This is a genomic window from Nocardiopsis sediminis (assembly GCF_042650565.1).
In the GTDB taxonomy this organism is placed as follows: Bacteria; Actinomycetota; Actinomycetes; order Streptosporangiales; family Streptosporangiaceae; genus Nocardiopsis_B; species Nocardiopsis_B sediminis.
The window spans coordinates 133,206-145,711 of sequence record NZ_JBHSBH010000015.1; the positions used below are offsets into that span (position 1 = coordinate 133,206).

General features: G+C 76.3%; 13 protein-coding genes and 1 pseudogene (1 of these 14 only partly in view). 9 read left to right on the top strand and 5 right to left on the bottom strand.

Features of this window, described 5'->3' with window-relative positions; all coding sequences use genetic code 11:
• The 4 genes and pseudogenes from ACFOVU_RS23190 to ACFOVU_RS23205 all read left to right on the top strand — a co-directional run.
• Positions 1-592 (top strand): annotated as a pseudogene (locus ACFOVU_RS23190) (ATP-binding protein) (its annotated part extends 1,349 nt beyond the left edge of the window); the annotation flags it as partial.
• Positions 593-596: 4 nt separating this feature from the next.
• A complete protein-coding gene (locus tag ACFOVU_RS23195; RefSeq protein ID WP_378536966.1) occupies positions 597-1,751 on the top strand; it encodes an acyl-CoA dehydrogenase family protein in 1,155 nt (384 codons plus the stop codon).
• Between the two features lie 52 nt (positions 1,752-1,803).
• Positions 1,804-2,103 carry a YciI family protein gene (locus ACFOVU_RS23200; RefSeq protein WP_378536967.1) on the top strand — a complete coding sequence of 100 codons (300 nt, stop codon included), beginning with the start codon at positions 1,804-1,806 and terminating at the stop codon, positions 2,101-2,103.
• Positions 2,104-2,254: 151 nt separating this feature from the next.
• On the top strand, positions 2,255-3,058 hold the full coding sequence (locus tag ACFOVU_RS23205) for an alpha/beta fold hydrolase (protein ID WP_378536968.1): 804 nt from the start codon (positions 2,255-2,257) through the stop codon (positions 3,056-3,058).
• A gap of 70 nt (positions 3,059-3,128) precedes the next feature.
• Here ACFOVU_RS23205 and ACFOVU_RS23210 read toward each other — a convergent pair whose 3' ends face one another.
• Both ACFOVU_RS23210 and ACFOVU_RS23215 read right to left on the bottom strand, forming a co-directional pair.
• Positions 3,129-4,031, bottom strand: coding sequence for an SDR family oxidoreductase (locus ACFOVU_RS23210; protein WP_378536970.1), 903 nt, complete (start codon positions 4,029-4,031; stop codon positions 3,129-3,131).
• Positions 4,028-4,888, bottom strand: coding sequence for an SDR family oxidoreductase (locus tag ACFOVU_RS23215; protein WP_378536971.1), 861 nt, complete (start codon positions 4,886-4,888; stop codon positions 4,028-4,030). The genes ACFOVU_RS23210 and ACFOVU_RS23215 overlap by 4 nt, the downstream gene beginning before the upstream one ends.
• An 85-nt stretch (positions 4,889-4,973) precedes the next feature.
• Here ACFOVU_RS23215 and ACFOVU_RS23220 point away from each other — a divergent pair, with 85 nt between their 5' ends.
• The 4 genes from ACFOVU_RS23220 to ACFOVU_RS23235 are packed head-to-tail and all read left to right on the top strand — an operon-like array spanning position 4,974 to position 8,432.
• Positions 4,974-5,780, top strand: coding sequence for an enoyl-CoA hydratase family protein (locus ACFOVU_RS23220; protein WP_378536972.1), 807 nt, complete (start codon positions 4,974-4,976; stop codon positions 5,778-5,780).
• 11 nt (positions 5,781-5,791) lie between these two features.
• On the top strand, positions 5,792-6,628 hold the full coding sequence (locus tag ACFOVU_RS23225; RefSeq protein WP_378538191.1) for a CoA transferase subunit A: 837 nt from the start codon (positions 5,792-5,794) through the stop codon (positions 6,626-6,628).
• A complete protein-coding gene (locus ACFOVU_RS23230) occupies positions 6,625-7,359 on the top strand; it encodes a CoA-transferase subunit beta (RefSeq protein WP_378536974.1) in 735 nt (244 codons plus the stop codon). The genes ACFOVU_RS23225 and ACFOVU_RS23230 overlap by 4 nt, the downstream gene beginning before the upstream one ends.
• The gene (locus ACFOVU_RS23235; protein ID WP_378536975.1) at positions 7,356-8,432 is read left to right on the top strand and encodes an NAD(P)H-dependent flavin oxidoreductase; all 1,077 of its coding nucleotides are present in this window, start codon (positions 7,356-7,358) and stop codon (positions 8,430-8,432) included. Before ACFOVU_RS23230 ends, ACFOVU_RS23235 begins: the two co-directional genes overlap by 4 nt.
• A 39-nt stretch (positions 8,433-8,471) precedes the next feature.
• Here ACFOVU_RS23235 and ACFOVU_RS23240 read toward each other — a convergent pair whose 3' ends face one another.
• From ACFOVU_RS23240 to ACFOVU_RS23250, 3 genes are read right to left on the bottom strand one after another with little or no spacing between them, the layout of a single operon-like run.
• On the bottom strand, positions 8,472-9,626 hold the full coding sequence (locus tag ACFOVU_RS23240; RefSeq protein ID WP_378536977.1) for an acetyl-CoA C-acetyltransferase: 1,155 nt from the start codon (positions 9,624-9,626) through the stop codon (positions 8,472-8,474).
• Positions 9,627-9,645: 19 nt separating this feature from the next.
• Positions 9,646-10,269 (bottom strand): TetR/AcrR family transcriptional regulator, encoded by a 624-nt coding sequence (locus tag ACFOVU_RS23245; protein ID WP_378536978.1) that lies wholly within the window; start codon positions 10,267-10,269, stop codon positions 9,646-9,648.
• Between the two features lie 9 nt (positions 10,270-10,278).
• Positions 10,279-11,079: an SDR family oxidoreductase gene (locus tag ACFOVU_RS23250; RefSeq protein WP_378536979.1), complete on the bottom strand. Its 801-nt coding sequence runs from the start codon at positions 11,077-11,079 to the stop codon at positions 10,279-10,281.
• 186 nt (positions 11,080-11,265) lie between these two features.
• Here ACFOVU_RS23250 and ACFOVU_RS23255 point away from each other — a divergent pair, with 186 nt between their 5' ends.
• Positions 11,266-12,474 carry an acyl-CoA dehydrogenase family protein gene (locus tag ACFOVU_RS23255; protein ID WP_378536981.1) on the top strand — a complete coding sequence of 403 codons (1,209 nt, stop codon included), beginning with the start codon at positions 11,266-11,268 and terminating at the stop codon, positions 12,472-12,474.
• Positions 12,475-12,506 lie beyond the last annotated feature (32 nt).

The window sequence follows — 12,506 nt, forward strand, 5'->3', positions numbered from 1 at the left end:
CACCGCCGACGCCGCGCCCGCCGCAGGCACGGACCCCGCCGGCGCCCTCGCCTACGAGGTGGTCGTCGCCGGCGCCGACCCGGTGCGCGCCCGGGCGGCGCGCGCGGCCGGCGGCCGTACGCTCACCGTCTCCGTCGACGGCCGCACCGCGCACTATGCGCGCGCCCGCGACGGCGCCGACCTGTGGCTCGGCTCGGCCGGGTCGGCCTGGCGGTTCCACGAGGAGCCGGCGGTCGACCCCGCCCGCGACCCGGCGCAGGCGGGCGACGGATCGCTGCGCAGCCCGATGCCGGGGACCGTGCTCGCGGTCGCGGTGGAGGAGGGGCAGCGCGTCGCCGCCGGGAGCCCGGTGGTCATCGTCGAGGCCATGAAGATGGAGCACGCGATCACCGCCCCCGTCGACGGCGTCGTCACCCGGCTGGACGCCCGCCCCGGCCGCGCGGTCGCCATGGACGCCCTCCTGGCCACCATCACCCCCGACTCCCCCGGCGCCCCGGGTGCGCCCGCCCCCGCGGAGCCCCCGCCCGGCACGCCCGCTGCACCGATCGTCGCCCCCGCCGGTCCCGCCGCACCCGCCACGAGCAAGGAGTGAGCGCATGACGCACGGCCTGTCCGCCGACCACGAGGACCTGCGCGCCACCGTCGAGAAGTTCGCGCACGACGAGGTCGCCCCGGTCATCGGCGGCTTCTACGAACGGGGCGAGTTCCCCTACGGCATCGTCGCCAAGATGGGCCGCATGGGCCTGTTCGGCCTGCCCTTCCCCGAGGAGGAGGGCGGCATGGGCGGCGACTACTTCGCGCTGTGCCTGGCGCTGGAGGAGCTGGCGCGCGTGGACTCGTCGGTGGCGATCACCCTGGAGGCGGGCGTGTCCCTCGGGGCGATGCCGCTCCACCGGTTCGGCTCCGCCGAGCAGAAGGCGCGGTGGCTGCCGCGGCTGTGCTCCGGGGAGGCGCTGGGCGCGTTCGGGCTGACCGAGCCCGGTGCCGGATCCGACGCCGGGGCGACGAGCACCACCGCGCGGCTGGACGACGGCGAGTGGGTGATCAACGGGACGAAGTCCTTCATCACCAACTCCGGGACCGACATCACCGCGCTGGTCACGGTCACCGCGGTCACCGGTGAGCGCCCCGACGGGCGCCCCGAGATCTCGACGATCATCGTGCCCAGCGGCACGCCCGGGTTCTCCATCGGGCAGAAGTACTCCAAGGTCGGCTGGAACGCCTCCGACACCAACGAGCTGGTGTTCGAGGACTGCCGGGTGCCCGAGGCCAACCTGCTGGGCGAGCGGGGACGCGGCTACGCGCAGTTCCTGCGCACCCTGGACGAGGGCCGGATCGCGATCGCCGCGCTGGCGGTGGGGCTGGCCCAGGGGTGCGTGGACGAGAGCGTGCGCTACGCCGGGGAGCGGGCTGCGTTCGGCCGCCACATCGGGCACTACCAGTCCATCCAGTTCACGATCGCCGACATGGAGGTGCGGGCGCACACCGCCCGGCTGGCCTACTACGACGCCGCGTCGCGGATGCTCGCGGGCGAGCCGTTCAAGCGGCAGGCCGCCATCGCCAAGCTGGTGGCCTCCAACGCCGCCATGGACAACGCCCGCGCCGCCACCCAGGTCTTCGGCGGCTACGGCTTCATGAACGAGTACCCGGTGGGGCGCTTCTACCGCGACGCCAAAATTCTCGAGATCGGCGAGGGGACATCGGAGATCCAGCGCATGCTGATCGCCCGTGATCTGGGCCTGCCCGCCTGACCGCGCGGGTGTCGGGACGTCCGGAACGCGGGGGCGGAGGGAGGATGTGGGCATGCTGCACATCCTCATCGTCCGCTACACCGTCCCCGCCGACCAGGTCACGCCGCACGTCGCCGAGCACGTCGCCTACCTGGAGCACCACCACGCGGACGGCACGTTCCTGCTGTCCGGCCAGACGGTGCCCGCCGATATCGGCGGGGTGATCCTGGCGCAGGGCGAGCGGGCCAGCGTCGAGGGGGTGAGCGCGGAGGACCCGTTCGTGGCCGCCGGTGTGGCGGAGCACGAGGTCATCACCGTCGACCCGGGGCGCGTGGATCCGTCGCTGGCGACGCTCCTGCCGCGGGCACGCTGAGGCGCCGCAGCGGGACGGCCGGTGGCCGGGCGGACCGCTGGCGGCGGCGCCGCTCCGCGACGGCTACGGGCCCGATCCGCGGATGCGCCCTGGCCACGGGCGGTGGCGGGCTCATTCGACGCCGGGCCGCCGACCGGGTACACCTGGGGCCATGGGAGAGCTGCGGATCACCTACGACCGCTGGGGCGACGGCGCCCCGATCGTGCTGCTCCACGGGCTGGGGCACCGGCGCCAGGCCTGGTATCCCGTGGTCCGCCGGCTGGCGGCGGACCACGATGTGGTGGCGCTCGACCTCCCCGGGTTCGGCGGGTCGGCGCCGCCCGCCGCTGCGGACCCCTATGACATCTCCACGCTGGTCGCCACGGTGCAGCGGTTCTGCGACCGGCTCGGCCTGGAGCGACCGCACCTCGTGGGCAACTCCCTGGGCGGGGCGATCGCGCTGGAGCTGGGCGCACGCGGATTCGCCGCCTCGGTGACGGCGCTGTCGCCCATCGGGTTCGCCACTGGGCGCACCGGTGCGGGCACGCGTGTCCTGGCCCGCGGTGCGCGGCTGGCGTCGCGCGTCCCCGAACGGGTCTGGGTGGCGGCCGCGGGCAGCCCGCCGGGCCGCACGGTCGCCCGGCACGTGCTGCGCGGCGACCCGTCCGCCGATGCAGCCCGCGACCTGGTGTTCGACGCGACGGTGCTGGCCGCCGGGTCCCCGTTCGTCCGGCTGGCCGTGCACGTCGCCGACTACGCGTTCACCGCCGGCGCGGTGCCCTGCCCGGTCACCGTCGCCTGGGGCGACCGCGACCGGGTGCTCCCCGCCACCGGGGCGGTGCGGGCGCTGCGCCGCATCCCCCACGCGCGCATCGTCACCCTGCTGGACTGCGGGCACGTCCCGATGGCCGACCGCCCGAACACCGTCGCCGCCGAGATCCTGCGCACCTGCCGCACCCTCCCGCCGAAGCGCTGACGCCGGGAGGGCGTGGCGGCCGTACGGCCGGCGGGGCGTGCGCCCCCGCGATCGCCGGACGCCCCAGCGGTCACGCGCCGTAAGGTGGCTCGGGGTCGGCGGCGTTCGCGAGGAGGGTGCGTACGGCGGGGCCGATCTCGGCGGGGTCCCACCTGGCGCCCTTGTCGGTGGCGGGCCCGTGGCGGTAGCCCTCCATGACGCAGATCCGGCCCGCCTCGACCTCGAAGACGCGGCCGGTGACGTCGGCGGAGTCGGCCGACCCGAGCCACGCCACCAGCGGCGACACGTTCTCGGGGGCCATGGCGTCGAAGGAGCCGTCGGTGGGGCGGCGCATGGTGCCGGCGAAGACGCCGCCGGTCATGCGGGTGCGCGCGGCGGGGGCGATCGCGTTCACCCGGACCCCGTAGCGGCGCAGCTCGGCCGCCGCGACCAGGGTGAGGCCGACGATGCCCGCCTTGGCGGCGGAGTAGTTGGCCTGGCCGACGCTGCCCAGCAGCCCGGCGCCGGAGGACGTGGCGATGACGCGGGCGTCCACGGGGCGCCCGGCCTTGGCCTCGGCCCGCCAGTGCGCCGCCGCGTGGCGCAGCGGGAGGAAGTGCCCGGTGAGATGGACGCGCAGCACCGCGTCCCAGTCGTCCAAGGGGAGGTTGACGAGCATCCGGTCGCGGACGAAACCCGCGTTGGTGACGAGGGTGTCGAGTCGGCCGAACGCCTCCAGCGCGGTGCGCACGAGCGCGGCGGCGTCGCCGGGATCGGCGGCGTCGCCCGCGACGGCGACGGCTACGCCGCCCGATGCGCGGATCTCGGCCGCGACCTGCTCGGCGGGCCCCGCGGAGCCCCCGCTGCCGTCGGCGGCCACCCCGAGGTCGTTGACGACGACCCGGGCCCCCTGCCGGGCGAATTCGAGCGCGTGGGCGCGTCCGAGGCCGCGCCCGGCCCCGGTGATGACGGCGACCCTGCCGCGGCAGATCATCCCGGCCCCTCCATCCCGTCCTCCTGCTGTCCCTCACGGCGGGGGCGGGGTGCCGTGGCCGCGTCGAGGAACGGGGGACGCTCCCCGCCCCCGTGGACCAGCAGGTCGGCCCCGCTGATGTAGGCGGCGGCATCGGAGGCCAGGAAGACGCACGCCGCCCCCGCGTCGCCCGGCGCGGCCAGCCGCCCCAGGGGCACGGTGCGCGCGACAGCGTCGATCCCGGCGTCGTCGCCGTAGTGCAGGGCGGTGCGTTCGGTCCGGACCATGCCGAGGGTGACGCAGTTGACGCGGACAGCGGGCGCCCATTCCACGGCCAGCGACGCCGTCAGGCCGGCCAGCCCCGCTTTGGCCGCGCCGTAGGCGGCCGTCCCCGGCGAGGGCCGCCGGGCGCTCACGCTGCCGATCATGATGACGGACCCGCCGGGTTCCAGGACGAGCCGCGCGGCGCGGGCGACGATGAGCGGGGCGATGAGGTTGAGTTCGATGATCTTGGCGTGGCGGCGCGGGTCCCCGTCGCTGAGGGGCAGGTACGGGGTCCCTCCGGCGTTGTTGACCACGGTGTGGACCGGGCCGGCGGCGGCGAAGAAGGCGCCCACGGCATCGGGGTCGCGGACGTCGAGGGGCACGTGCTCGACCCCGTCCAGCGGCACATCGGGCGGGCGCCGGGCGCAGGCGAGGACGCAGGCCCCGGCGTCGCGGAACGCCTCGCTGATACCGCGCCCCACGCCGCGCACGCCGCCGGTGACGACGACGGTCCGGCCCTCGAGCCCGCTGCCGGGGCCCTTCGCCGCGCCGCCGGCGGGACCTCCGCCGTCGCCGTCGTCGTGGCCGCGCGCGGGGCCCGTCGGATCGGTCACCGTCCGCCTCCTGGTGTCGCCGCCCTGTCCCGGATCCCGCCCGGCTGCTACCGTTCTAACAAACGTTTGGTGGAAAGGTAAGCCATTGCGGGTCTCCACCACGAAACACAGCGGCGGGATCGCCGAGGTCACCGTCGACGCTCCCCCGGTCAACGCCCTTCCCGTCCGCGGCTGGCACGACCTCGCACAGGCCGTGACCGGCGCGGGCGCCGACCCCGAGACGCGGGCGGTGGTCCTGCGCGCCGAGGGGCGCGGGTTCAACGCCGGTGTCGACATCAAGGAGATGCAGCGCACCGCCGGCTTCGACGCGCTCATCGGCGCCAACCGCGGCTGCCGCGCCGCCTTCGCCGCCGTCCGCGACTGCCCGGTGCCGGTCATCGCCGCCGTCCAGGGCCACTGCCTCGGCGGGGGCGTGGGGCTGGCGGGCAGCGCCGACCTCGTGGTGGCCGCCGACGACGCCTACTTCGGGCTGCCCGAGGTCGACCGCGGCGCACTGGGCGCGGCCACCCACCTGGCCCGCCTGGTCCCCCGGCACCTCATGCGCGCCATGGTCTACACGTGCCGCACGGTGCCCGCGGCCCGGCTGGCGGAGTTCGGGTCGGTGCTGGCCGTGGTGGACCCCGCCGACCTGCGCCGGGAGGCGTTCGACGTGGCGCGCGCCATCGCCGCCAAGGACCCCCGGGTCATCCGGTGCGCGAAGCAGGCGCTCAACGGGATCGACCCCACGGACCCCGACCGCGACTACCGGTTCGAGCAGGGGTTCACCTACGAGCTCAGCCTCATCGGCGCCGGGGACGCCCTCCGCGACCGGTTCGCCGGCGCCGCCACCGGCGGCCGGGCCGGCGCGGAGGGCGGCGGCCGCGGCGAAGCGGCGGAGGAGGGGGCCCGGTGACCGGCAAGGCCATGACCCCCGACGGGGTCGCCGCCGCCCTGTGGGACGGGATGGTGCTGGGCATCGGCGGGTGGGGGTCACGGCGCAAGCCCATGGCGCTGGTGCGCGCCGTGTGCCGCAGCGGCGTCCGCGACCTCACCGTGGTCTCGTGCGGCGGCCCCGATGTGGGGCTGCTGTGCGCCTACGGCAAGGTGCGCCGGGTGGTCGCCCCGTTCGTCACGCTCGACTCCATCGCCCTGGACCCCTGGTTCCGGGCCGCGCGGGAGAACGGCGAGATCGCGTTCACCGAGTACGACGAGGGGATGTTCATGTTCGGCCTGCTCGCCGCCGCGCACCGGCTGCCGTTCCTGCCCACCCCCGTCGGCCTGGCCTCCGATGTGCCGCGGGTCGGCGACCCGGGACTGCGCACCGTCCGCTCCCCCTACCCCGAGCCCGGCCACCCTCAGGGCCGCGACCTGATCGCCATGCCCGCGCTGCGGCTCGACGCCGCGCTCGTGCACGTCAGTCGGGCCGACCCGCGCGGCAACGGGCAGTACCTGGGGCCCGACCCCTACCTGGACGGGCTGTTCGCCAAGGCCGCGCAGCGCGTCTACCTGTCGTGCGAGCGGCTGGTCGGCGCGTTCACCGGCCCCCCGCAGTCGCTGCTGGTCAGCCGGGCGCTGGTGACGGGCGTCGTCGAGGCCCCCAACGGGGCGCACTTCACCTCGTGCGAACCCGACTACGGCCGCGACGAGGACGCCCAGCGCGCCTACGCGGGAGCCGCACGCGACCCCGCCCTCTGGCAGGGGTTCCGCGACCGCTTCGTGGGCCCCGCGGGAACCGGGACCGCCGGCGGGGAGGAGCCGTGACGCCCGCGACCCGCGCCGAGGTGTGCGTGGCCGCCTGCGCCGACGCCTGGCGCGGCGACGGCGAGGTCCTCGCCGCCGCCATGGGCGTCTGCTCGGTCCTGGGCGCACGGCTGGCCCGGCTCACCTTCGCCCCGGACCTGCTCACCACCGACGGCGGCGCGCTGCTGACCCGTGAGGCCCTGCCCTGGGGCGCCTCGCCGGGCCAGGGCGGGGTGGAGGGCTGGCTGCCGTTCGGCGACCACCTGTGGCTGGTCCTGCACGGGCGGCGCCACGTGATGATGGGCGCCTCCCAGATCGACCGGCGAGGGCGCTCCAACATCTCCTGCATCGGGCCCTGGCGGCGGCCCACCACCCAGCTCCTGGGGGTGCGCGGCGCCCCCGGCAACACCATCGCCGGGCCCACCAGCTACTGGATCCCCCGGCACGGCCGGCGGGTGTTCGTGCCGGAGGTGGACATGGTCAGCGGCGTGGCCGCGGCCGACGCCTTCGACCTGCGCAGGGTCGTCACCGACCTGGCGGTGCTGGACTTCGCGGGCCCGGGCTCCACGCTGCGCCTGGTGTCGGTCCACCCGGGCGCCACCGAGGAGCAGGTACGCGACCGGACCGGCTTCGACCTGGCGACGCCCGAGGGCGGGGTGGGCCGCACCCGCACCCCCGGTGATGAGGAGCTGCGCCTGCTGCGCGAGGTGCTCGACCCGGCGGGCGCGCGCGACCGCGAGGTGCCACCGTGAGCGCCGCCCCGCCGCTGCCCACCGCGCTGACCCGCCTCGTCGGCTGCCGCCACCCCATCGTGCAGACGGGGATGGGGTGGGTCGCGGGGCCGCGGCTGGTGGCGGCCACCGCCGAGGCGGGCGGCCTGGGCATCCTGGGGTCGGCGACCATGACGCTCGACGCTCTGGCCTCGGCGATCGCCGAGGTGCGCGCACGCACGACGGCCCCCTTCGGCGTCAACCTGCGGGCCGACGCCGGCGACGCGCGCGAGCGGATCGGCCTGCTGATCCGCGAGCGCGTGGCGGTCGCCTCGTTCGCGCTGGCGCCCGCGCCCGACCTCATCGGGCGGCTCAAGGACGCCGGCGTCGTCGTGATCCCCTCCGTCGGCGCGGTGCGCCACGCGGAGCAGGTGGCGGCGTGGGGCGCCGACGCGGTGCTCGTGCAGGGCGGCGAGGGCGGCGGCCACACCGGGCCGGTCGCCAGCACCGTCCTGCTGCCGCAGGTGGTCGACGCGGTGGACGTGCCGGTCATCGCGGCGGGCGGCTACGTCGACGGGCGCGGCCTGGTGGCGGCGCTGGCCTACGGGGCGGCGGGGGTGGCCATGGGCACCCGGTTCCTGCTCACCTCCGACAGCACGGTGCCCGATGGCGTCAAGCGCCGGTACCTGGCCGCGACGCAGACGGTGGTGACGCGGCAGGTCGACGGGGTGCCTCACCGGGTACTGCGCACGGACCGCGTCGACGCGCTCGAACGCGCGCGCGGCGCGGGTCGGCTGCTGCGGGCGGCGCGCAACGCGGCGGCGTTCCGGCGGCTGTCGGGCGCGACGTGGCCGGGGCTGATCCGCGACGGCGCCGCGCTGCGCCGCAGCGGGGGCCTGTCGTGGGCGCAGGTGCTGATGGCGGCCAACACCCCTGTCCTGCTCCGTGCGGCGATGGTGGAGGGGCGCACCGATCTGGGGGTGATGTCGGCCGGCCAGGCGGTCGCCGCGATCGACGACCTGCCCTCGTGCGCCGAGCTGATCGACCGCGTGATGGCCGAGGCCCACGAGGCCCTGTCCCGGCTGAACACGCCCTTCGCGGACCCCGCTGCGTGAGGCGGGCCGGCGCCGCACCGGCCCGGGGCCGCGGGCACGTCACATGCGCTCGATGACGGTGACGTTGGCCTGGCCGCCGCCCTCGCACATGGTGAGCAGGCCCAACCGGCCGCCGGTCCGCTCCAGGTGGTGCAGGAGGGAGGTCAGCAGCCGGGCCCCGGTGGCGCCCAGCGGGTGGCCGAGGGCGATGGCGCCCCCGTTGGGGTTGACGCGGGCGGGGTCCGCCCCCGTCTCGGCGAGCCAGGCGAGCACGACCGGCGCGAACGCCTCGTTGACCTCGAACGCGTCGATGTCGCCGACGGACAGGCCGGTCCGGCGCAGCGCGTGGGCGGTGGCGGGGATGGGGGCCGTCAGCATGCGGATGGGGTCCTCGCCGCGCGCCGACAGGTGGCGGATCCGCGCGCGGGGGGTGAGGCGGTGCCGCCGGGCCGCCCCGGGTGAGGCGATGAGCAGCGCCGCCGCGCCGTCGGCGAGCTGCGCGGCCAATGCGGCGGTGAGCCGTCCCCCGTCGCCGAGCGGGGGCAGCGCCGCCATGGCGTCCCGGCTGACGCCGCGGCGCGGCCCTTCGTCGGCGGTGACGCCCGCCAGGGGCGCGATCTCGCGGTCGAAGCGGCCGGCGTCGGCCGCGGCGAGCGCCCGCTCGTGGGAGGCGAAGGCGAACGCCTCCATCTCGGGGCGCCCGATCCCCCACTGCTCGGCGATCATCTCGGCCGCGCGGAACTGCGACACCTCGGCGGTCCCGTACCGGTCGCGCCAGCCCTCGGAGCCGGCGAACGGCCCCTCGGTGAAGCCGAGCCCCTCCCCGGCGGTCATGGCGTAGCCCATGGGCACCTGCGACATGCTCTGCACGCCCCCGGCGACCACCAGGCCGGCCGTTGCGGCCATGACCGCCTGCGCGGCGAAGTGGACGGCCTGCTGGGAGGACCCGCACTGCCGGTCGACGGTCACCCCGGGGACGTGCTCGGGCAGCCCGGCCGCCAGCCAGCAGGTCCGGGCGATGTCGCCGGCCTGCGGGCCGACGGTGTCGACGCAGCCCAGCACCGTGTCGTCGACCGCGCCCGGATCGACCCCCGAGCGCTCCACGAGCGCGGTCAGGACGTGCGCGCCGAGGTCGGCCGGGTGGACCCCGGCCAGCCCGCCGCCGCGCTTGCCGACCGGTGTGCGGACCGCGTCGATGATGAGCGCCTCGGGCATGGGGGGTGTCCTGCCTTCCTCAGCGGGGGTGGGGCTCGACGCCCTGGAGGATCATGGCGAGGTACTGGTCGGCGATGGCGTGCGGCGCGAGCCGGCCCTTGGGGTCGTACCAGGTGGCGGCGGCCCACACGCTGTCGCGGATGAACCGGTACATGAGCTGGGCGTCGAGGTCGGAGCGGAACGCCCCTTCGGCCGCCCCCTGCTCCAGCAGCCCGACCCACATCTCGCGGAAGCGGGTCCGCGCGTCTCCGAGGTAGCCGAAGCGGTCGCCGAGCACCAGGTGCCGGGACTCGTTCTGGTAGATCACCACGGCGGGGCGGTGCCGGTGGATGGTGTCGAACGAGGCCTCGACCAGCGCGCGCAGAGTGGCGCGGGGATCGCGGCCCGCGGCGAGGACCCGGTCGTAGGCGTCCCACAGGTCGGTGAGGAACCCGGTGAGGATCTCGTCGACCATGGCCTCTTTGGACTCGAAGTGGTAGTAGAGGCTGCCGGCGAGCATGCCCGCGGCATCGGCGACCTCGCGGATGGTGGTGGCCGCGTACCCCCGTTCCGCGAAGACCCGGGCCGCGGTGTCCAGGAGCTCCCCCCGCCGCTGTGCCCGTGCCGCCGCTGTGCCCTCCGCGTCGCGCCGCCGTGGACTCATGTGTCGTCTTCACGCCCTCTGACTCGATACCGAGACCGCTTCTCCGGTCATGTAGGAGGAGTAGTCGCTGGCGAGGAAGACGATAACGTTGGCGACCTCCCAGGGGTGCGCGGAGCGCCCGAACGCCTCGCGGCGGGCCAGCTCGGCGAGGAGCTCGGGCGAGGTGACCGCGGCCAGGTGGGGGTGGTCGGCGAGGCTGGGGGCGACCGCGTTGACGCGGATGCCGTGCGGCGCGGCCTCGACGGCCGCGCAGCGGGTGAGCGCCATGACCCCGGCCTTGGCTGCCGCGTAGTGGGCCTGGCCGTGCTGGGCCCGCCAGGCGGCCACCGATGCGTTGTTGACGATGGCGCCGCCGTGGCCGGCCATGGCGCGCAGGGCCGCCCGGGTGCAGCGCATGGTGCCGGTGAGGGTGACGTCGAGGACGCGGCTCCACTGGTCGTCCGTCATCTCCGACAGCGGCGCCGTGCCGCCCAGGCCCGCGTTGTTGACGGCGATGTCCACCCGGCCGAAGCGCTCTCGGGCCGCGGCGAACAGGGCGGTGACCTCGTCCTCGGCGGTGACGTCGCAGCGCTGCGCGGCGACCGCCCCATCGCCGAACTCGGCGGCGAGTTCGGCGTGCACCCGGTCCAGGCGGCGCTCGTGGCGGTCGCTGATGAGGACGCGCGCCCCCTCCTCCAGGAGCCTGCGTGCCGCGGCACCCCCGATGCCGGTCCCGGCCGCAGCGGTCACCACGGCGGTGCGCCCGCGCACCAGTCCCAGCGCCCGCGGCGGGGCGGGCATCGACGGGGGGCCTTCTGCGGACGGCTCCATGCGGGATACCCTACCAAACGATTGTTAGAAAAAATCGACCGCTTCCCCGCCCCGCACCACCGCTCCCCGAACGGCGCACCCCTTCACGCCGCCCCTCTTCTCTCGGGCGCCCGTCGCCGAGCCCCCTCGCGCCGGGGACGTCCCCGCCCTCCTGCCGTGAGGCACCCCGACACCGACGGAGGACGCATGGACCTCGACCTCCCACCGGCCGAACAGGCGCTGCGCACGGAGGTGCGGGCCTGGCTGCGGGCTCACGTGCCCGCCGAACCGCTGCCCTCGCTGGAGACCGCCGAGGGCTTCGCGGCGCACCGCGCCTGGGAGCGCGAACTTGCCGCCGCCGGGCTGTCGGCCGTCTCCTGGCCGGTCGTCTACGGCGGCCGCGGGGCCTCCCCGCTCGCCCGCCTGGTGTTCGAGGAGGAGTACCACGCGGCCGGCGCCCCGGGCCGGGTCTCCCAGAACGGGATCGACCTGCTCGCCCCCACCCTCCTCGCCCACGGCACCGCCGGCCAGCTCGCCCGGGTACTGCCCCCGATGGCCGCCGGAGAGGTCGTGTGGGCGCAGGCGTGGTCGGAGCCCGGTGCCGGCAGCGACCTCGCCGCGCTGCGCTCGCGGGCCGTGCGCACCGAGGGCGGCTGGCTGCTGTCCGGCCGCAAGGCGTGGAGCTCCCGGGCCGCCTTCGCCGACCGGGGCTTCGGCCTCTTCCGCACCTCGGCCGAGCGCCACCGGGGCCTCACCTACGTGATGTTCCCCCTCGACGCCCCCGGGCTGACCCGGCGGCCCGTCGGCCGCCTCGACGGCCGCCCCGCCTTCGCCGAACTGCTCCTCGACGACGTGTTCGTCCCCGACGCCGACGTGATCGGCGCGCCCGGCGACGGATGGCGGGTCGCCATGGGCACCGCGGGCGACGAGCGCGGGCTCTCCCTGCGCGCCCCCGGCCGCTACGTGGCCGCCGCGCGCCGGCTGATCGAGCTCTACGACACCCGCGCCGGCTGCGCCGCCGACAGCGCCAACGACCCCGCCCACGCCGCTCTCGGCGACCGCGTGGCCGACGCCTGGATCCAGGCGCGCGCCTACCAGCTGCACGGATACGCCGCCGTATCGCCCCGCGCCGGTGCCGCCGCACCGTCCGCGTCCGCCGCGAGCCTGGCCAAGCTCCACTGGTCCGAGCTCGACCTCGACCTGCACGAAACGGCGCTCGACCTGCTGGGACCCGCCGGGGAACCGGCCGGGCCGTGGCTGGACGGCTACGTCTTCGCACTGGCCGGCCCGATCTACGCCGGGACCAACGAGATCCAGCGCGGCATCGTCGCCGAACGCGTCCTCGGCCTGCCCCGCGCCCGCCCCGCGCCGCAGAAGCCGACACGCGGCCATGCCGCGGACGGGACGCCCCCGTGACCCGCCGGCCGAACGCGGCCGACCGGCCCACG